The sequence below is a fragment of the Streptomyces sp. NPDC037288 genome, assembly GCF_055603265.1.
In genome coordinates this window covers 1-19,040 of sequence record NZ_JBVJVY010000072.1, presented here as the reverse complement: position 1 = coordinate 19,040, position 19,040 = coordinate 1, and the positions used below count along the sequence as shown (strand labels likewise).

Genomic DNA, 19,040 nt, shown 5'->3' with positions numbered 1-19,040 from the left:
GACCCCACGAGAGGTCCACGACGACTACCTGAATCAGCAGCTCGCCGCATGAATTAGCCAATAAGCTGCTGTACGGAAACCGCAGGGCCCCTCACTTCGAGTGTCTTGCCATACCCCGAGCAGCATCACCGGTCGGAGCCACACATGGGCCCCCGGCTCCTTGCGTGGCAGTAGGCCGTCAGTGTCCCAGCGATCAAGGCGACAGCTGGACTGGGGCGCCGGAGAATGCGACAGGCCGTCACGACAAGTCGAGGCGATTGTCCACTCAGCGGGCCGGCGTAGAAACCTCAGAACTGTCCCAATGCCGGCCCTTTGCAAGGATCCGATTCCATCACGGGACTGTGAATCCTTAACATAGGATTCCTGACGGATGTGGGGGATGTCCATATAGCCAACCGAGGCCAAGGCGGCAAGACTGAGCATCTGGATCAGGAACAGATTTCCTCAGACCTATTTCCCGGTCAACGGGCGCACGGAACTTGGATGTGCTGACTGGGCGTCATTCCGTAGGAACGAAAATTTGGAATCGTATTGACAGGTCGTCGCTTGCTGTTTGCGCGCTCCGCAATGGGCGGGCTGAGCGAGTACGGCGCGTTTAGGGGTCCGGTGTCAGGTAAGCCACCGGCTTCAGCCTCAAGGGCACGCTGCCCGGTTGGACCGCGACGAGTCAGACCTCCGGGGAGAACTCCGTCACAGGCTCGATCCCGTATTAGGAAGGGTCTAAGGAATCTCTACGAGCGGGATAGGCTCCAGCCCGGAGCCGGTAACCATCGTCCCCTCGACCCCAGCTTGCCGCACTCGAGTTCTGATCAGAAGCAGGGGTGGGATCCGGTGAGGCAATCGTGGGTGCCGTATGCAGCATGGCATACCAAGCCGTATCTCCAAGTCGGCTGCGAGGCAGCAGTCACATAAGGACATTGAGCCCATCTCCCGGGTACCTCAGCGTGATCGCTCCCAGGGCCGGAGCGGCCAGGACGATAGTCACTCGGTGACGAATCGAGAGGTCAGCGGGCAGGATCAGCCGGCCCGGAAGACTGAGGGGGTCCGGCGCGTGGGTGCGGAGCGTGAGCGTTATAGCTCTGACCAGGGCCGGAAGGCGGCCATGGACAGGGAAGGGAAGCGTGTAGTCACCGACTCTCCCTTCGGTCGACGCGCGGGTCCTGTTCGCTCTGGCGACTTCACCCTCGACCGGCGAACGGACTCTATCCGCTCCGACGACCGCAGCGAGAAGAGCGCCGGAACAGGCGTGATGCCGAGTTCCGCGACGAGAATCGCCGGGAGGGTTACGTGAACTAGTTTTCCGGGGCCGCGACTGGTCTGCCAGTGCGTGCCCGGGGGGCCGGTGCCAGCTGCGTACTGTCGCCTGGCGCGTCCCCGCACATCTGGCAGACGAGCAGCCCGGGGCAGCAACCATGTTGCACTTCGTGGCAGGTCGCACGTCATTGCGTGGTGGGGACCAGCACCGAGGTGAGCCGGGCGCTGGCCGAGAAGGCTCGACCTGGAGTCGGTTGCTGTGCCTGCCGTCACTCGCTTGGATCTTGACAAGGCGTTCAAGGAGCCCGCTCCCGGCATGCCGGTACGCCATGCAGCCGGCCGATGGGTAAGGAGAGTCGGAGATGTGTGACGTATCGGCCGCGCCCCTCGGCTGTCCGGGTGCCGATGCTGCTGTGGAATCGCATGCCGGCGGTATGCGCGCCGCTGCTGTATCCGCCGTCGAGGACGGTGGCAGTTATAGCCGCTCCGGTCTTGTCGGAGCTGTGGACCATGCGCGTGGCAGCAGCGCTGCCGCCACCCAATTCAACGGAGGAGTCATGACATGCCGGATAACTTAGACGAGCGGGAGCGCACAGTCCTTTTGGCCGTCAGGCAGCGCGTGTGGGCCGGACATCAGGATTTTGAGCTTCAGGAGATCGCTGATGGGGCGGGCCTCGAACTCGCTGAAGTGGTCAGGGTGACCGAAGCATTGGAGATGGTTGGATACTTGAAGTTGATAAGAGATTTCGGGCCGGGCGCCACGTGGGTGATCCTTGAGAGGGACATTAGTGATGAAGCCCGTAGAGCCATCGGCGACTGGTCTTGACGGCGTTCCTGCTCGAGGATCGCTGAAGCGGCCGACTTACGTGTGATCGCGAGCTCTGCGTCATCCGATTGTGAGCCAGGCACTTCGCGTCTCGCCAGCAACACAGTCGACTAGATATACTTGTATGGGCAAGGAGTCGTCTTTGATGGGGCTGGCTCGCTTGAGCGTTTTCACCCGGTTCACGTGTCCTTCGACGACGCCGGAACTCCAGGGGAGGGTGAGGCCGGCGGTGACAGCGTCGAGGTCCTGGCGGAGGAAGCCGGCGAAGCCCCTCATAGGCTTCGGTGTATCCTGCTCGGCCTGCCGGATCCACTCCAGCAACAGGTATCCGCGCTGGTGACGGACGAGATCGGCGAAGGCCCAGGCGAGGTCGCAGGCTCGTGCGATATCCGCGCAGGCCACCCGGACCTCCATCAGCCGCTGTTACTGACTCTCGGTGAGCGTCTCGCGGGGCCGCATGATCCAGGAAGTGATCTTGCGGGGCTGGGGATGTCGGCCCGAACCGGTTCGGCGGTACCCGCGCGGAGAGCGGCGAGGTGTTTGCGGACAACCTGTCGGCTGCCCCGGCAGCCGCGGGCCTGGATCTCCAGGAAGAGGCGGGTGCCGCTGACCTGGCCCTGCGCCTCGGCGAAGCGGGCGTTGAGGTAAGGCTCGAACGGTTCCAGCACGCCGTTGGGACGGCGGTCGCGGGCGGAGACCAGCAGTTCGTCGAGGTCGGTGTCGCGGAGGCGGCGCACGGTCTTGCGATCGAGGTTCAGCCGTCGGGCGATCGCGCTGATAGTCCAGCCCTTTTCGCATCTGGGTGCGGGGCAACGCTGCGGGCGGTAACGGCACCGGGCTCGGCTCCGGCACCTCGGTCTCCGGCTCCTCCTCGGCGCGTTTGCGCAGGCAGTTGCGGTGCTGGTGACAGGTCTTCAGAACTTTAGGCCGGGCCGGGTGAGCGGAAGCCTTTCCTCGGACGTTCGTGTTGCCTGGTGGGCTGGTGGCTGTTCTCCGCCCGGTTGTTCAGGTCCTTGTGTGAAGGGTGCTCGACCGAGGGCATGAGCTCGCGGTGCGTGCTTCCGTAGCTCTTGAGTTTGTCGGTCACCAGCACCCGGGGGATACGCGTCTGATTCTTCATCAGCTTGGCCAGGAACCGCTTGGCCGCCTTGGTGTCCTGCCTGGACCGGCCGAGGATGTCGAGTACATGGCCGTCCTGGTCGACGGCGCGCCACGGGGAGTGCCGCTTGCCGTTGATCTTCACTAAGGCCTCGTCGAGGTGCCAGCTGTCCACGGCCTGCGGCCGACGGCGGCGCAGCCTGTGGCGTAGGCCTGCCCGAACTTGTTGCACCACCGTCTGACGGTCTCGTACGGGACGATCACGCCGCGCTGGAGCATCAGCTCCTCGACCTCACGGAACGACGACGGGAAGCGGAAGTACAGCCACACGCAGTGCGAGATGACCTCGACGGGGTAGCGGTGGCCCTTGTACGACGGCGCCCCCGCACCCACCAGCAGTCCCTCCCCGGACGACCAACCTGAAGATCACCTCACGGGACCAAACTCAACGTGACAGCACCCTCCGTCCGAGCCGGATCTATTCCGGCTGAGCAGATGAACGCTCTAGTCGAGCAGTCATGCGCACATCAACGTTTAATTTCCACCAACTTCCGTTACGCTCAAATAGTAGGAATTTACAGGAGACGATCTTCATAAGCAGAAGGAGTTCTCGTGTCCCGATCGCCGTTAAATGTTCTAGCGGTTCCGGCGGCCATGGTGTGGCTAGTGGGTATGGGTCCTGCGGGTGTCCTGGCCGAGCAGGGGGCTTCCCTATGAGCGAGCGAATCCGTGGTCTGCCCTGGTCGCGCAGAGGCGTGCTGGGCACCCTCGCTGGCACGGCTGGCGCGTTGGCGCTGCCCGCCGGTACGGCCGACGCGGAGAGCGCTTTCCGAAGCGGTGCCGAGGCCCAGCGTGGTGCTGTCGACGCCGACCGCAACTTTTTCGGCGTATGGAACGCCACATCTCATCGCTGGACTGTGCCCGCCCGGCTCAATTACGCCTCGGCGGCTACGCTCGCGCCGGTGGAGCGGGCGGTCAAGGCTGGCGACTATGCGGGCGCGGCAACGCACCTGTGCGAGCACTTCCGTAAACGCAAGACGCGCAGGCTGCCGGTCCGGCGCAACGGGGTGTTACGGCCGGAGTTGGTCGATCTGGTTCTGGATCACATCTGGACTCTCGGTGTCGGCGAGATCCTGCAGGACTCCGTCACCGTCACCGGCACCGACGCGGTGGTCAAGGCCGATGTGACCGACGCGCTGACCCGCTCGTACGCCTCCGGGTATGCGGCGTTTTTCCTGATGGCTCGCCACAAGGAGCCTTCCACAGCGGTGTTCCATTCCCGCAGCGCCGCCTCCGGTCGGCCCACACTCGTCGTCACCCGCTCCGACGGCACCACGGTCACCATTGCGGCCACCGCCGACACCTACATCACGGCCGGCGCCGATGCCAAACGCGTCTTTGGGCACACTGCCAATTTGCAAGTCCGCGATGAGGGACCCGGTGCCTTTACCGCAAGGACCCGGAAGGCCTACGTGGCTTTCCAGTTGAAGGATCTGGCCAACGCTCCTAAGTCCGCCGTGCTGCGTCTGACCGGCCGCAATGCCACCAGCCGTCGTGCCAAACAAGTGCTGGTCTACCAGACGCGGGAGACGTTCGACGAGGCCACACGGTGCTGGGCCAATACTGTGCAGAACACCTTCTCCTGGCAGGGCGACCCGGGCGGCTTCGACTGGAAAGGACCCGTCGGCTCCGACCCTGAGTACGGTTACCAGCTCGCGCGCTTCTCCTTCGCCGGGCCGATGGCCGGGGCCTACCGCAAGAGTGGCGACGAGAAGATTGCGGCAGGACTGGCCGGGCTGATGCTCGACTTCGTGCACGACGCCGACGGATACGGCACCCCATACGGTGCGGGTTCCTTCCCACGAAGCCTCGACTCCGCCGCCCGTGTCATCAGCTGGCTCGAGGCATACGAGATCCTGCGCAGCAGCACCTCGCTCACCCCGCACATGCACCTGGAACTGCTCCGCACCCTGGACAAATCGGGCCAGTACCTGGCCCGTGTCGGTGGGCCCGCCCCGAACTGGATGCAAGCCCAGAAATGGGCCCTGGCCTCACTCGCCCTCTACTTCCCGGAACTGGTGGGCAGCCCAGCCTGGCTGGCCAGCGCCCGCGACTTTCTAGCCCACCAGCTGAGCCACGCCCTCTACCCCGACGGCGGCTACACAGAAGCGACCGACGACTACGCACACGGCGTGGCCGCGACGTTCGTGTCCTTGATGGCCTACTTCCGCGACAACGGCCAGGAGCTGGGTGGCGCAGCAGACCTGCGGCGCCTGGCGCACTTCCTCGCCGACCAAAATCTCCCCGGAGGATGGGGCCCCTCGTACGGCGACAGCGGCACCGCCGACCGCCGACCGGCCTTCGCCCGGCTCGCCAACGCCCTCGGTGACGAGCAGCTGCGCTACGTTGCTACCGACGGCCGCAAGGGCGTCCCTCCCCGGCACACCTCGGTGCTCTACCCCGACACCCGCGTCGCCGTGCTGCGCGATGGGTGGCGCCCCGATGCCTCCTACCTGCGTATCAACGCCGACCGGGGGCCGCACGCACACCCGGACGATCTCGCCCTCACCGTGTATGCGCATGGACGGCCGTTGCTGCCCAACATGGGCGCGTTCACCTATAGCAGCGACCCCCGTAGCAACTGGCTAAGGAAGAGAACCGAGTCCGCCAACACGATCGAGATCGACCGAAGGGCCCAAGTTCCCGGAAGCCCCGGCAAGTTGGAGATGTTCGCCACGAACGACGTCTTCGACCTCGTGCGCGCCTGGAGCAACGCGACCTCCGGCGTGCGCCACACACGGACGGTGCTCTTCCTGCGCCACCGTGCCCAATGGATCGTGGTGGACCGGCTCGACCCCGCCGACAACGCGCCTCACACCTACCGGCAGAACTGGCACTTCCTGCCCGACGCGCACCCGGCCATCGATCACATCACCAAGATGACCACTACTCGGTTCGCCGACGGCGCGAACCTACAGATCGTTCCCGCCGACGCGGGCCAGCTGGCCGCGCAGGTACGCAATGGCTGGTACTCCCCGGCGTTCTACACCGTCACCGAGGCCCCCTACGTGACCTACACGCAACGATGCCCGGGCCCCGCGGAGTTCGCCACGGCCCTCATCGCGCAGCCCCACGGCGTCACGACGAAAGCCGCCATCGACCGGATCTCCATCACCGGTCTACCTGCCTCCACGGCGACCGCCCTGGTCATCCGCTTCAGCCCCCAGCACACCGCCACCTCATGCCTCGCTCACAGCAGCCCACCCGGTGTCATCCGCTTCGGATCCTTCAGCTTCGACGGCGTCCTCGCCCACATCGAACAGGACGGCGAACGGCAGAGCTGGCTGCTCCTTGGAGGCCGCCAACTCATCTACAAGAAAATGGCGCTGCTGACGTCCCCGACACGCATGTCGGACGTTGCCGTGCGCCTCGATCCGGCCACCCATACCGTGGCCCTCACTGGTTCCCGCCTCATCCCCAGCACCGACCAGGCAAGGGCACTGCGTCTGCACGCCCCCTGGGCGAAGAGTGTCACCGTCAACGGCCGCCATGCCCCCGTCGCCCGCCAGGGCGGAACGATTCTCGCGGCCGCCCTGCGCTAGTGCCGCATCAGGCAACGTTCGCCCGGTGGTGATGTCGTCCGGTTGCTGCGCCGGACGGCCAGAATGATCACGTGGCTGCACGGGTGCGGGTCCGGGGGATTGATGACGATGAGGGCAGGCGTCTGCTGCGGATCATCCGCAGGGGCACCGGGTCGGTGGTGACCTGGCGGCGGGCGCAGATGGTGCTGTTATCCGCGCAGGGCATGTCCGTGGTGAAGATCGCTGAGGTGACATTCACCAGCCCGGACCGGGTCCGGGATGTGATCCACAACTTCAACGCCGACGGCTTCGAGGCGCTCCACCTCAAGTACAAGGGCGGCCGGCCGAGAACTTTCCCCCTCCCGAACGCCGGGATATCAAGAAGACCGCCAAGTCCAAGCCGGCCGAGCACGGCCTGCCGTTCTCAACCTGGAGCCTGGCCAAGCTGGCCGACTTCCTGGTCGCCGAGGGGGTGGTCGACAACATCAGCCACGAGGGCCTACGCATCCTGCTCCGCGAGGAAGGCGTCACCTTTCAATGGATAAAGACCTGGAAGACCTCCCGCGATCTGGACTACGCGGCCAAGAAGGCCCGGGTCGAGCATCTCTACGCGATCGCCGACGGCGAGGTCATACCCGGGGAAGGCGAACCAGAAGTCGTCTTCTGCATGGACGAGTTCGGACGTGCGCCACGAGGCGCTGAGGAATCGTGCGGGAGGAAGAGCCCGCCGCCGGTCATCGCAGTGACCGGTTGAAGCTGGAGGCAGGCTGATCCCCAGGTTGGGGGTGAGGCCGGAAGCAGCCTCGACAACGTAGGGGCGGACCGACACCACCAGGCGGTTCGTGCCCGCAAGCGAAGACGGAATGGGTGTAAGGAAACTGAACCAGTGGTTGAAGCCCCGTGAGTCGTCAGCGGCCTGCCGAATCTGGTGGATGGGTCGCTTTGCGGTACTGGAGAGTGCTCTGTCCGATGGCCTCTCCTCTTTGGTTGTCCGCAGGTTGGGCAGTCGGAGGCCCGGACCAAGACTGCGATATGCGGACCGTGGTGATGCCGCCGGGGTAGAGCTGGGCACCGACGCCGTCGAAGAGATCCTCAGTGAACGTGGGAAGCGATCCGGTGTCGCCCTCCCCGTCCGGCAGCCAGCCGGGCGGCGGGCAGGTGCGACGCTCACTGATGGCGCCGGATCGTGGCGGAGTCGCCGTAGTACTCCGAGGCCGGGAAAGCCGGCCGCATGGGGAAGGGCGACAGCGTGATCGCAGTGGTGTTGATGTCAGGAAGGAGCGTTGTTGAATAGCGACGCGCCGTCGATATCGTGGCCGAGCTCTTTCGCGGCTGAGCGGCGGGTACTCGATCATCAGCTCAAGCTGCACCGATGGGCAAGGGCCGATCCGGACCGCCGGTTCGGCGACATGTTCAACTTGATCTGCGACCGGTCCACCCTGCTGGTGGCCTGGGAGCGGGTGTCAGGCAACCGGGGTGCCAGGACAGCGGGCGTGGACGCGGTGACGCGTCATCACATCGAGGACCACGGAGTGATTCCGTTCCTGGAGGAACTGCGTTCCTCTCTCAAGGACGGGTCCTTCACCGCGCTGCCGGTCAAGCAGGCGGTGATCCCCAAGAAGGGCGGCAAGGTCCGTCATCTGGGGATCCCCACCCTGCGCGACCGTGTCGCGCAGATGGCCCTCAAGCTGGTCCTGGAGCCGATTTTCGAGGTCGACTTCTACCCGTCTTCGTACGGGTATCGGCCTGGGCGTCGGGCCCAGGATGCCATCGCCGAGATCCACCATCTCACCAGCCTCTCCTACGAGTGGGTGATGGAGGGGGATATCACCGCGTGCTTCGACAACGTCGACCATCACGTCCTGATGGACTTGGTGGAAGAGCGCGTCAAGGACCGGAAGGTCCTGCGTCTGGTCCGCGCGTTTCTGCGGGCTGGGGTTATCGAACTGCACGGTGGCTTCGCGGACAGTCTGAACGGCACTCCGCAAGGCGGGGTCGCTTCCCCGCTGTTGGCCAACATCTATCTCTCCGTACTGGACCGGTACTTCGTCCGGATCTGGAACGAGGAGATGAGTCCACGCTGGCGCAGGCAGTACCGGCGCAAGAAGGGACTGCCGAACTTTCGGCTGGTGCGTTACGCCGACGACTTCGTCGTGCTCGTGCACGGCACCCGGTCTGACGCGGAAGCACTGAAGGGACAGATCGGCGAACTGCTGGCCAGCAGGCTGAAGATGACCCTCTCGATCGAGAAGACACACATCACCCACATCGACGACGGCTTCGTCTTCCTGGGCTTCCACATCCAGAGCAAGACCCGTGGCGACGGACGCCGCGTCGTGCTGACGATTCCGGCAAAGCAGGCGCTGGCATCGGTGATGCACAAGATCAAGAAGCTGACGGGGCAGGGAACGACCTCGCTCTCATTGGCGGAGGTGCTGCGGAAGGTCAATCCGGTCCTGCGGGGCTGGGCGGCCTACTTTCGCTACGGCGCATCGAAGAAGACGTTCTCCTACCTCGGCTGGTACGCGTGGTGGAGGATGCTTCGGTGGATTCGCCGCAAGCACCCCCACCTGACCTGGAAGCAGCTGCGGCGGCGCTACTACGGGGCCGACCGCATCGCGGAGGACCGCATGGTCCTCTACAACCCGGCGAAGATGCGGGTCGAGCGTTACCGCTATCGCGGAGCGCAGATCAGTACGCCATGGAACGTCGACGAGGTCGATCCTGACGGAGCACGTTTCCGCCGGACCGACCACGACGACATGGCATTCGTCGGCCAGGTCAGCGAACACCTCACCTGACCCTCTCGGATCACGTGGAGAGCCGGATGCCCGGCCAACGGGCACGTCCGGTTCGGCGGGCGGGGACGGGAAGACCGACACCTGCAAGGGTGCACGGCGTCTCGTCCCCGACCCAACCGCTCAATCTCCAGGGTGCTGTCACGTTGTTGGGGGCGTGATCGTCTGCTGGTGTGTCGGGGTGTGGTGGGCCTTTGCTGAGGGCTTGGGGTCAGGCTCCTGTGGGCAGGTCGATGCCGGCGGTGATGTGGTCCCTCAATCGCACGTTCGCGTTGCCTGGTGGGCTGGTGGCTGTTTGAGCTTGTTCCGCTTTGACGGACACCGTTGGTGTGGTGGTCAGGCTGCGAGTGCGGTCTCGTATTCGGCGGGACTGCGGTAGCCGAGGTGAGGGGCCCTGCGGTTTCCGTACAGCAGCTTATTGGCTAATTCATGCGGCGAGCTGCTGATTCAGGTAGTCGTCGTGGACCTCTCGTGGGGTCCGATACCCGAGTCCCGAGTGGCGGCGTTTTGCTGTGCAGTCGGTGCAAGTTGTACCAGCCCTCGACAAAGTCGAAGATCGCGGTGCGGGCCGCGGCCCGGCTGGGCCAGGTTCTCGTGTCGAGCAACTCCCGTTTGATGGTGGCGAAGAACGACTCGGCGAGCGCGTTGTCCCAGCACTGTCCGGTGCGCCCGACGGACAGACGGACGCCCAACTCCGTTGCCAGGGTGGCGAATTGCTGACTGGTGTACTGACAGCCACGATCCGAGTGAAAGATCACCGGCCGGGTGGGACGACGCTGTCGGCAGGCCGCCGTGAGGGCCTCGGCGACCAGATCGGTTCGCAGGTGATCGGCCGTCGCCCAGCCGATTACCCGGCGGGAGGCGATGTCGATGACCGTGGCCAGATAGAGCCAGCCCTCCTCGGTCGGGACATAGGTGATGTCGCCGCACCAGCGGGTGTCGACACCGTCCGGGTCGGGACCGAACTGCCGCAGGACAAGGTCGGACCGGGAGACGGCGCGGGGGTCGGGGACGGTGGTCAGGTGCCGTCGTCTGCGGTGGCGGCCCTCCAGGCCCGCCGCCCGCATCAGTCTGGCGACGCGGCGCCGTCCGCAGAGGGCACCCCCACGTCTCAGCACTGCGTGGATCCGTGGGGCGCCGTAGGTGCAGCGTGACGTGGTGTGGACGTCGGTAATCTGCCTGGTCAGCTCGGCGTCACGAACGGCCCGCGGTCCGGGCTTGCCGGTGCGGCGGGCATAGAAGGCGGTTCGGGAGACCTCCAGCAGTTCACACGCGCGCTTGACGCTGTGACCGTCTCGCTTCTCCGCCTCGATGAACGGGTGCACCGTCACCGGGTCTCCTTCGCGAAGAAAGCCGTGGCCCGCTTGAGGACCTCCACGTCCTCCCGCAGCCGGCGGTTCTCCCGCCGCAGCGCGGCCAGCTCTTCGCGTTCGCTGCTGGTCAGGCCGTCGCGTTCGCCCGCGTCGACCTCGGCCTGGCTGACCCACAGCCGCACCGCGGTCTCGGTCAGATCGAAGTCCTTGGCGATCTGGCCGACCGAGCGGTCACCGCGTCGGCACAGCTCGACAATCTCGGCCTTGAACTCCGGCGTGAACGAACGGCGAGGCCGAGGCTTCTTCTTCCCCATGCTCTCCATGATGGACATCCTCACGGGGCAGAACCCCTGATCTCGAATGTCCGTCAAAGCGGATCAAGCCCAGTTCTCCGCCCGGTTGTTCAGGCCCTTGTGTGAAGGGTGCTCGACCGAGTGCATGAGCTCGCGGTGCGCGCTTCCGTGGCTCTTGAGTTTGTCGGTCACCAGCACCCGGGGGATACGCGTCTGCTTCTTCATCAGCTTGGCCAGGAACGGCTTGGCCGCCTTGGTGTCCCGCCTGGACCGGCCGAGGATGTCGAGTACATGGCCGTCCTGGTCGACGGCGCGCCACAGGGGAGTGCCGCTCGCCGTTGATCTTCACGAGGACCTCGTCGAGGTGTCAGCTGTCCACGGCCTGCGGCCGACGGTGGCGCAGCCTGTGGCGCAGGCCTGCCCGAACTTGTTGCACCACCGTCTGGCGGTCTCGTACGGGACGATCACGCCGCGCTGGAGCATCAGCTCCTCGACCTCACGGAACGACGACGGGAAGCGGAAGTACAGCCACACGCAGTGCGAGATGACCTTGACGGGGTAGCGGTGGCCCTTGTACGACGGCGCCCCCGCACCCACCAGCAGTCCCTCCCCGGACGACCAACCTGAAGATCACCTCACGGGACCAAACTCAACGTGACAGCACCCGGTCAAGAGGCGCACGGGGGAGGACTCGACGGTGTGGCTCCAGCCGGAGAACGATGCCTTCGAGCCGATCTGCGGCAACACGGCTTCCATCCTCGGCAAAGTCGTTGCAGTCATGCGCAGCGTGTGAGTGCGGGCCGCAGAACAGGGGCTATGAGGGTCAGGCCGGGGCAAGGTACTTCCGGGCCCATACGGTCGTTGGGCCGGTACGAGCGTTCGAAATCTTCTCGGCACGGCCTTCGCCCAGCGTCGGTCCCCACTGCGCGTGCCAGCGGGTTCGCCGTGACCGGTCTGGGTTCTGGCGCATGGAAAGAGTTCGTTCTCGGTCTGGGGGTAGCGCCGGGCAGACCGGGCTCCTGGGACGAGCAGCTGGCGGTGCTGTGGAAGCGGGTGGTCGCGGAGTGCGGCGCCGCCAAGCAGCTCGCGGCCGAGCATGACGTCGACTGGGAGCTGGCTCCTCACAAGTCGAAGCCCGTCCTCGCGCTGAGCGGGCCGGACAAAATCGTCGTCGACGTCGCCGCGGTCGCACTGGCGACCCAGTATGAGCGGTGGGAACGCGAGAGACGCTTCGCCCGGATCCACCGCCGCCTGCCTGCGGACCTCACCGGCCTGGTCCCGCGGACGTCGGCGCACTGCGGTCTGGCCTACTGGAGGAGCACGAGTTCCACCCCAGCACCTACCAGGTCGAGCGGGACTGAGCCGTGCGGTGGCTGCGCGCCCTGACCGGCACGGCGGCCTACCTCGCCGCCGCACACATGGTCCCCGCTCGCCCTGGACGTGGTCACCACCGCCCCGCTCGACAAGCAGACCCGGGCCGCCCTGCGGCTGCCAGCCCCGTGGTCGCTCATCACGCACGACCCCGTTCCGCTTCGCGCGGCCGAAGCCGATGACGACGAGCCCACCGCGCTCAATTCGAGGCCGGCGTGTGTATGGGACCGGAGCCCGTCACCCTCGGCGGCCTGCTCGCCGCCCAGCCGGATGGACGGCTCGCCACGACGTCCGGGTTCCTGCTCATCTCCTCTCTCAACGCCACAGGCCGCCGGTGCTGGAACGCCGACCAGCTCCTGGGGGCCGCTCGTGTTCGGCACGTGGTGGCGGGCGCACTGGAAGCCGGGGTGCGGATCGGAATCCGCGACAGCGACGGGCGGCTCGTCGGGCCGGTCTACAAGGACGGCGCGGTCAAGGGCCTCACGTTCATGCGTGAGCGCCGGTTCTTCCCCCGCGCCCGGGTCTGCCCCGACCTCCCCCTCGCTCCTACCACCCCGGTCCACCAGATCCTGAACCCCGGAGTTTCGGGCTGGTGACCTTCCCACGAGGGAGAGAGCTGGTCCCTCAAGGCGGACGGTCGAGGGAACGGGTTGCCGCGGCCGGACGGGCCGCGGCCGACGATCACGCCGGATCCGGCGGAGTGCGCCCCCGGACGCAGCGCACGGGGGGACGCGGCGTCCAGGGGGACTGCCTGCCAACGTACCGCGCCAACCAGCCTCTTATCGCACATATCGGGGAATCGGAGCGCGTGTCGGGGCGCAACGCGGACTCGGGCACGGTCTGGGCGAGCTCGTGCTTCAGAACCGCAGGAAGGTGAATGGTGTGACCGGGGTGGAGCCACCGCACGCCGAGCCACACGTGACCCCGGCGGCCGCGGCCGGTGGAGCGGGCGTCGGCCCAGCTATCGGCCTCCCTGGAGAAGGGCAGCCGCGTTGAGCCACTTCCCCGGTCATGAGACCAGCCCTAACGAGGCTCTCCGGCAGGGGTGGACGGCAGTGGATCGTCTGATGACGGGGATGCTGGACGCTGGCGGGATGTTCCGTGAGGTGACGGCGACCCAGGTGCTCCTGTCCACCGCGCACCCGCGCATCCGATTCGCCGAGTTCGCCGCTGAAGAGGAGAAGGAATACGGAGCCGACTGGCTGTGGTGGTGGGTGGACCGGGACGGCACCTGCTACGGGTTCCTCGTCCAGGCGAAAATCTTGAAGGTGCACGGCAAGCGCTGGAGCATCGACTTCACCTACAAGACGCGCGGCGACGACCGGACACAGCTCTCTAAGCTGATCAAGGCGGCGAACCGCTTCGACGTCCCCGCAGCCTACATCTTGTACTGCGGTGACTCACAATACCGATCGACCGCCTCCGTGAGGATACATGAGCCTACCGTTACGGTACGGTGTACCGTACATAGACTCGCATACCGAGGCAATCCGCTTCCCTGGACCGCGCGACTCCCGAATGGATCGCTGAGCAAGCCCTGTGATACTGGATCAGGACGGACACGCCGCACTCAGCTTCCGCACTCTGGCCGCCGCACTGGACATCTCCGTCGCATCCCTCCAGCGCCGCTGCACCGACCTGGCCGGCTTGCTGGACCTGGTCACCGACCACCTCGCCGCCAGACTGCCGGAGATTGAACCAGGCACCGACTGGGCGAGTGCCACCGAGAAACGGTTCACCGCGCTGTACGAGCTGCTGACGGGCCATCCGGGCCTGGTCGCCCTGCGCGGCGACCGCCCATGGCTCGGCCCGCAGCTGCTGAAGCGTCTGGTGGAGCCGCAGCTCGCCGACTCCCTCGCCGCCGGCATGACGCCCCAGGAGGCGGTCGTCACCTACCGGCGGCTGTACCTGCTGACCCTGGGCAGCGCGAGTTTCGTCAACCACCGCGACCCCAAGGCCGCTCAGGCCGCCACCCGGCGCGCGCTGGCCGCGCTCGACCCGGAGGAGTTTCCGGTGCTCACCGGGCAGCTCGGCGCGGTCCTGCCCGCCGTGGTCGACCACGATGTCTACTACGGCGCCCTTCGCCAACTCATCCGCGCCGCCGCGGTACCCGGACAGGCGGCCGAGGGGGATGTAGGCGCCGTGCACAGCACCCTCGCGGCAGGTCCGGCGCGCGGCTCGCACATGGACACCGCCCGATGACGGCCGCCCGTCTGCCGAAGAGCAGACCGACCCGATACCGGCGCTGATTGAGGCCGCGTTCGACTCGACGCGCAAGCAGCCGACGCCTGAACGCCTCGTCCTGATCGGCAGGCTGCTGCGCGAAGAGATCGCCAGCTGTTGACGATCGCCGGGCGCATGGCCGAGCGGCGCCCGCAGCGGTCGCGCGGCTGGTACGCCTCGTGAACGCCGTCGATAAGGCCGACGACGCCCTCACCTTCACGCAGAACGAAGGGCTCGCCGGGGCTCTAAACGTCTCCGAACTCGCCAGTTGGGTCACCGAGTTGCGGAAGGTAACTGAGTTGCGATCTGCGCCATCTGCGGGTCGTCTAGCGAGTTCATAAATCCAGATCTCCGAGTACCTTGCAGGTCAACGCACTGAACAGGCATCAGAGCTGGACACGTTCAACATCGCCTACGGCCCGTGAACGACGAGGTGTTCCTATCCACGCCCACCGCGTTCGTCGACGAGCAAGGCCGGCCCGATAGCCGCGTCCTGAACGGTGACCGCGATCGCTCCCAGATGACGCTATGTCACCGAGACCGAATCCCGTTGATCGCCCTCACCGAATTTGTGCCTGATCCCACAACTGCCCGACAAAGCCACCCTGCGGGCACCGTACCGCTGGGGTGGCCACGTTCTCAGCGGGTCGGTGCTTCGAGGCCGAGAAAGCGCCTGCACGATCCATTTCACGGCGGTGTCAGAGCACGATCAGGTTCCGTACCTGCCCGACCCTGACGTGAGGGCGGCCCCGTGTTCCACATGACATGGCGGAACTCGGACCGCTCAGCCTCGGCGAACTCTGCGGACAGGAAAGACGAGATCGCGAAGACGACGCATCCGTCATCGCCCTGGCCGGGGACAATACGAGACTCGCTGGCTTCGACGAGTCCTCAAGCTGCCACCGACAAAAGGCATTGCTCACTCGACCACAGCCTCTTCGGGATCGAAGTTGCCGAAGGAGAGCGACTCAGATGGCGTCACCGTCCTGAAGAACCGGAGCCGCTGACGCGTCACCCCAGAGCCGCGAAGAATTCGACGATGGTGCTCATCCGAGCTGTGGACCCAGGGGTGGGCACCGCGAAGCCGCCGTCCATGTTCGGATAGGCCACTGACGAAACGCCGAGCTGCTTCTGTCTGCACCTTTCAGCGGTCTCGGGGCCAGGTTCTCGGTTGTTTCCCGGCTAGCACCTCAGCTCTACAGCAGCCGGGCCAGGTGATTGGTCCTGGTGCCTGCGGTGGAGTGGAGGTAGCCGCGTAGCCTGCTCGCAATGGTGGCGAGCTCGCCGCTGAGCGCAAAGCCCGGGCCATAGAGCGCTGGTGCCCGTATCTGGCCCACCTGCCTGGTGAGGTCTGCCGCCAGCCCGGCACTTAACCTGGCCCTCGGGACGAGGCGGATGGTGTAGTCGAGGATGCTGCCGCTCTGACTGTTGACGACGCTGATGCCCGGCAGCACACCGATGCCGGTGTCCCAGTCCATAGTGTTGCGCACGTTTTTTAGCCGGGCCGAGGTACCGAACCTCTGGCCGTTGCTCTTGGAGTACACGACCGCCACGTTAGGGGTCGTGTATGGGGCACGCTCTGTGTAGACGACGGCATAGCCGGACGTGGAAGCAGTGGGGGTCCACGGATAGCGGGGGATGTTGTATCCGGCGCGGTACCACTCGGCAGGGGTGCCGTCGGAATGGAGTGAGAAGGCGACGGCGTCGAAGGCGTTGCTGGAGTGCAGGAAGGGGGTCCAGTTCTCCAGGTAGAAGGTCACCCTGGGCACGGTGGCGCCGTTATTGACCACCCTCGGCAGCCTCAGCACCCGACGGATCTCCAAGGTGCCGTTGTTCAGGCGGGTGTACCGGGTGAGTTGCGGAACGGCGTCGGAGCCGGCGAAGACGGCGTTCATCGCCTGGTTCCACTGTCTGTCGGCGATCGTCCAGATGTCAGTCGTCGAGGTGTCGGGCCGTTCGACGGCGACGGTGCGACTGAACCTGCCGCTCCCGTCGCCGGCCTGGTTGACGTTCCAGCGCCGTTCCCTTCGGGGCCCGCTGCCGGCGACGTTGAGTCCCCAGAGCACGCCCTGCATCACGCGGTCGGTTTCCTCACCCCTGTTTGTGGGCGACAGGAGGGGACGGTAGGTGTCGGGGCAGTAGCGCATGCTGGCCACGCATCCTCCGCCACCGAAGCGAAAATCGAACTCCTCCCTGCCGTTCCAATAGTTCCGCTGCCAGATGTCACGGTCGTAGGTGAACAGCTTCCAGGACCAACCACCCATGGCCTCCGCCCGGATAGGCGGGGGTAACGTGTTCGCCAGAGCGGCGACGCCCGCTATCAGAACACTGCGCCGACTGAGGTCGACCCGACTCCGTTGTGGCATGGTCATCACCACTTCGTTTTCTCTGATATGCCTTTGTGGCGTCCTCTTCCTCGCAATGAACATTGTCTCCCCAAGGGACGAAACGAGCAGCTGGGGCGGACGATTCCGGGGTGCCGCTATGGGTTACGTCAACCCTTGGGGCGCGTTGGGCGGGCCTTGTCAAGTTGCTGCTATGGCGGTCGAGTTGGGGCGTGTTGAGGGTGCTCGGGTGTCGTGCCGGGTGCTGTGTCAGGCGTGCGCGGGTGCCCCGGTGGTGGTCTCGTGTGCTGCAGATGGAAGATCGAAGAGGACTTCCAGGCCGGAAAGTCCGCCTGCGGCCTGGACGAGAGCCAGACCACCTGCTGGAACTCCTGGATGCGCTGGAGCCTGATCAGCATGCTCGCCGCAGCCACCCTGGCCGTCACCCAAGCTCGCGCTGCCGCCCGGACGCCCAGCGGCCCACTCACCCCCTCAAGCGCCCGCGAACTCCTGCGGCTCCTGCGCGCCACGGTTCTACGCTCTCCCCGCCGCGACCTGGAGCACCTCCTGCACTGGTCCGCATGGCGCCGCCACCATCAACAGCAAGCCGCCCAAGCCCACCGCCGCTGGAACAACATCACCGCCGCAGCAACAACCTGACCAGCAACAATGACCAACCGATCAAGAACTACAGCTGCCGTGTCTGATGGGCTGATGACTGTTTTCGGCACGGTTGTTCAAGTACTTCGAGGAGCGGTGCTCGACGGACGGCATGACCTCGCGGTGAGCGGCTCCGTAAGAGCGGAGTTTGTCCGTGACGATCACGCGGGGCACGTACGCGAAGTCCTTGAGGAGCTTACGGAAGAAATGCCTGGCTGCAGCGGTGTCGCGGCGGTCCTGGACAAGAATGTCGAGGACATTGCCGTCCTGGTCGACCGCACGCCACAGGTACCGCATCTTGCCGTTGGCTTTGATGAATACCTCGTCCAGATGCCAGGTGTCGCCGGGCCGGGGCTGCCGGCGGCGTAACTGCCGGGCATACGGGGGCCGAACGTGGTGCACCAGGCCCGGACCGACTCGTACGAGACAGTGATGCCACGCTCGAAGAGGAGCTCCTCGGCCTCGCGGTACGACAGCGGGAGCCGGTGATACAGCCACACAGCGTGACTGATGATCTCGGCCGGGAACCGATAGCCCTTGTACGACGGCGTTCCACAACCAGCCCTCCCCCGACGACCTACACCAAGATCATCGCACGCCCACACGAACAACATGACAACGCCGTTCCAGGAGCTCCTGGTCGACATCCCATCCGGCAGGACAGGTGAACACGGGGCATTTCCGCAGGTGAGGCTATGTTTGGCGACTCTGCAAACCAGCGGGATGCCCCGTTCGTCACGTCACCGGCAACGGTTCGCCGACACCCTCAACTCCCCTGTAATAGCAGGAACTTGACAAGATCCGTGCAGGATGTCGGAGGCCGGCGTAATCGGGTACGAACCGAGGAACAGCGGCAGGTCCGCCTGCCGCGAGGCCGTGATCAGACCGTCGGTCAGGGTTTCACACGCGGCACGAACATTGCGATGAAAGACGCCACCAGGGGTCCGACCACCGCGGCCAGGAAGGCAGTGGTGTAGGCGTGTTCTGTGGGCAGCGGGTGGGCCTTGGTGATGGTGCCGGCCAGGATGCCTGTCGCGGCCTGTGCCCCGAGGGAGGAGCCCGCCAACCGTACGAGTCGTTCAGGCCGGTGGCTTCGCCGGTCTTGGGAGTTGGTATGCCTTCGACGATGAGGTTGGGGATAGCGGCGAACGAAAGGCCCATGCCAGAGCCTTTTCAACGGTGAGCCTCCAGGGTGAGGATGGCGTTTGTGGTTGACGTGAGTGCGTTCGGGCTGAGTCTGGCCTTGCGGAGGATCCGCCAGGTCTTGATCCGGGCGATGGTGCGCTCCACCGGGTAGCG

12 protein-coding genes and 5 pseudogenes are annotated in these 19,040 nt (G+C 65.7%); 9 read left to right on the top strand and 8 right to left on the bottom strand.

Features of this window, described 5'->3' with window-relative positions; all coding sequences use genetic code 11:
* Positions 1-1,816: 1,816 nt before the first annotated feature.
* Positions 1,817-2,080, top strand: coding sequence for a hypothetical protein (locus ACZ7GZ_RS39315; protein ID WP_471032108.1), 264 nt, complete (start codon positions 1,817-1,819; stop codon positions 2,078-2,080).
* Between the two features lie 60 nt (positions 2,081-2,140).
* Here the strand turns inward: ACZ7GZ_RS39315 and ACZ7GZ_RS39310 are convergent, their stop codons facing one another.
* From ACZ7GZ_RS39310 to ACZ7GZ_RS39300, 3 genes and pseudogenes are all read right to left on the bottom strand, one after another.
* Positions 2,141-2,494 (bottom strand): transposase, encoded by a 354-nt coding sequence (locus ACZ7GZ_RS39310; protein WP_471032105.1) that lies wholly within the window; start codon positions 2,492-2,494, stop codon positions 2,141-2,143.
* The gene (locus ACZ7GZ_RS39305) at positions 2,494-2,817 is read right to left on the bottom strand and encodes a hypothetical protein (RefSeq protein ID WP_471032103.1); all 324 of its coding nucleotides are present in this window, start codon (positions 2,815-2,817) and stop codon (positions 2,494-2,496) included. The genes ACZ7GZ_RS39310 and ACZ7GZ_RS39305 overlap by 1 nt, the downstream gene beginning before the upstream one ends.
* A 188-nt stretch (positions 2,818-3,005) precedes the next feature.
* A pseudogene (locus tag ACZ7GZ_RS39300) lies at positions 3,006-3,571 on the bottom strand (IS6 family transposase); the annotation flags it as partial.
* Positions 3,572-3,891: 320 nt separating this feature from the next.
* On the opposite strand from ACZ7GZ_RS39300, the gene ACZ7GZ_RS39295 reads away from it, so the two are divergent.
* The 3 genes and pseudogenes from ACZ7GZ_RS39295 (at position 3,892) to ltrA (ending at position 9,560) form a co-directional block, all read left to right on the top strand.
* Complete coding sequence (locus ACZ7GZ_RS39295; RefSeq protein WP_471032101.1) at positions 3,892-6,780, top strand: alginate lyase family protein; 2,889 nt, start codon at positions 3,892-3,894, stop codon at positions 6,778-6,780.
* Positions 6,781-6,851: 71 nt separating this feature from the next.
* Positions 6,852-7,441 (top strand): annotated as a pseudogene (locus ACZ7GZ_RS39290) (helix-turn-helix domain-containing protein); the annotation flags it as partial.
* A 604-nt stretch (positions 7,442-8,045) separates the two neighbouring features.
* Positions 8,046-9,560 (top strand): group II intron reverse transcriptase/maturase, encoded by a 1,515-nt coding sequence (ltrA, locus tag ACZ7GZ_RS39285; protein WP_471032098.1) that lies wholly within the window; start codon positions 8,046-8,048, stop codon positions 9,558-9,560.
* Between the two features lie 419 nt (positions 9,561-9,979).
* Here ltrA and ACZ7GZ_RS39280 read toward each other — a convergent pair whose 3' ends face one another.
* The 3 genes and pseudogenes from ACZ7GZ_RS39280 to ACZ7GZ_RS39270 all read right to left on the bottom strand — a co-directional run.
* The gene (locus tag ACZ7GZ_RS39280) at positions 9,980-10,888 is read right to left on the bottom strand and encodes an IS3 family transposase (protein ID WP_471032096.1); all 909 of its coding nucleotides are present in this window, start codon (positions 10,886-10,888) and stop codon (positions 9,980-9,982) included.
* A complete protein-coding gene (locus tag ACZ7GZ_RS39275) occupies positions 10,885-11,184 on the bottom strand; it encodes a transposase (protein WP_159056163.1) in 300 nt (99 codons plus the stop codon). Before ACZ7GZ_RS39275 ends, ACZ7GZ_RS39280 begins: the two co-directional genes overlap by 4 nt.
* Positions 11,185-11,256: 72 nt before the next feature.
* Positions 11,257-11,760, bottom strand: a pseudogene (locus ACZ7GZ_RS39270) (IS6 family transposase); the annotation flags it as partial.
* A 70-nt stretch (positions 11,761-11,830) separates the two neighbouring features.
* Here ACZ7GZ_RS39270 and ACZ7GZ_RS39265 point away from each other — a divergent pair.
* The 4 genes and pseudogenes from ACZ7GZ_RS39265 to ACZ7GZ_RS39250 form a co-directional block, all read left to right on the top strand.
* A pseudogene (locus ACZ7GZ_RS39265) lies at positions 11,831-11,956 on the top strand (LexA family protein); the annotation flags it as partial.
* Between the two features lie 245 nt (positions 11,957-12,201).
* Positions 12,202-12,549: a hypothetical protein gene (locus ACZ7GZ_RS39260; protein WP_471032094.1), complete on the top strand. Its 348-nt coding sequence runs from the start codon at positions 12,202-12,204 to the stop codon at positions 12,547-12,549.
* Positions 12,550-12,755: 206 nt separating this feature from the next.
* Complete coding sequence (locus ACZ7GZ_RS39255; RefSeq protein ID WP_471032091.1) at positions 12,756-13,130, top strand: hypothetical protein; 375 nt, start codon at positions 12,756-12,758, stop codon at positions 13,128-13,130.
* Positions 13,131-14,073: 943 nt separating this feature from the next.
* A complete protein-coding gene (locus ACZ7GZ_RS39250) occupies positions 14,074-14,736 on the top strand; it encodes a TetR/AcrR family transcriptional regulator (protein WP_471032089.1) in 663 nt (220 codons plus the stop codon).
* 1,217 nt (positions 14,737-15,953) lie between these two features.
* Here ACZ7GZ_RS39250 and ACZ7GZ_RS39245 read toward each other — a convergent pair.
* Positions 15,954-17,135: a hypothetical protein gene (locus tag ACZ7GZ_RS39245; RefSeq protein WP_471032087.1), complete on the bottom strand. Its 1,182-nt coding sequence runs from the start codon at positions 17,133-17,135 to the stop codon at positions 15,954-15,956.
* A 249-nt stretch (positions 17,136-17,384) separates the two neighbouring features.
* Here ACZ7GZ_RS39245 and ACZ7GZ_RS39240 point away from each other — a divergent pair, with 249 nt between their 5' ends.
* Positions 17,385-17,741, top strand: a complete 357-nt coding sequence (locus tag ACZ7GZ_RS39240; RefSeq protein ID WP_471032085.1) for a hypothetical protein — start codon at positions 17,385-17,387, stop codon at positions 17,739-17,741.
* Positions 17,742-17,783: 42 nt separating this feature from the next.
* Here the strand turns inward: ACZ7GZ_RS39240 and ACZ7GZ_RS39235 are convergent.
* Positions 17,784-18,355 (bottom strand): annotated as a pseudogene (locus ACZ7GZ_RS39235) (IS6 family transposase); the annotation flags it as partial.
* Positions 18,356-19,040 lie beyond the last annotated feature (685 nt).

Bases quoted from the DNA above. Each gene is read 5' to 3' on its own strand.
- ACZ7GZ_RS39315 (WP_471032108.1), top strand. From the start codon at position 1,817: ATGCCGGATAACTTAGACGAGCGGGAGCGCACAGTCCTTTTGGCCGTC.
- ACZ7GZ_RS39295 (WP_471032101.1), top strand. From the start codon at position 3,892: ATGAGCGAGCGAATCCGTGGTCTGCCCTGGTCGCGCAGAGGCGTGCTG.
- ACZ7GZ_RS39275 (WP_159056163.1), bottom strand. From the start codon at position 11,184: ATGGGGAAGAAGAAGCCTCGGCCTCGCCGTTCGTTCACGCCGGAGTTC.
- ACZ7GZ_RS39255 (WP_471032091.1), top strand. From the start codon at position 12,756: ATGGGACCGGAGCCCGTCACCCTCGGCGGCCTGCTCGCCGCCCAGCCG.
- ACZ7GZ_RS39310 (WP_471032105.1), bottom strand. From the start codon at position 2,494: ATGGAGGTCCGGGTGGCCTGCGCGGATATCGCACGAGCCTGCGACCTC.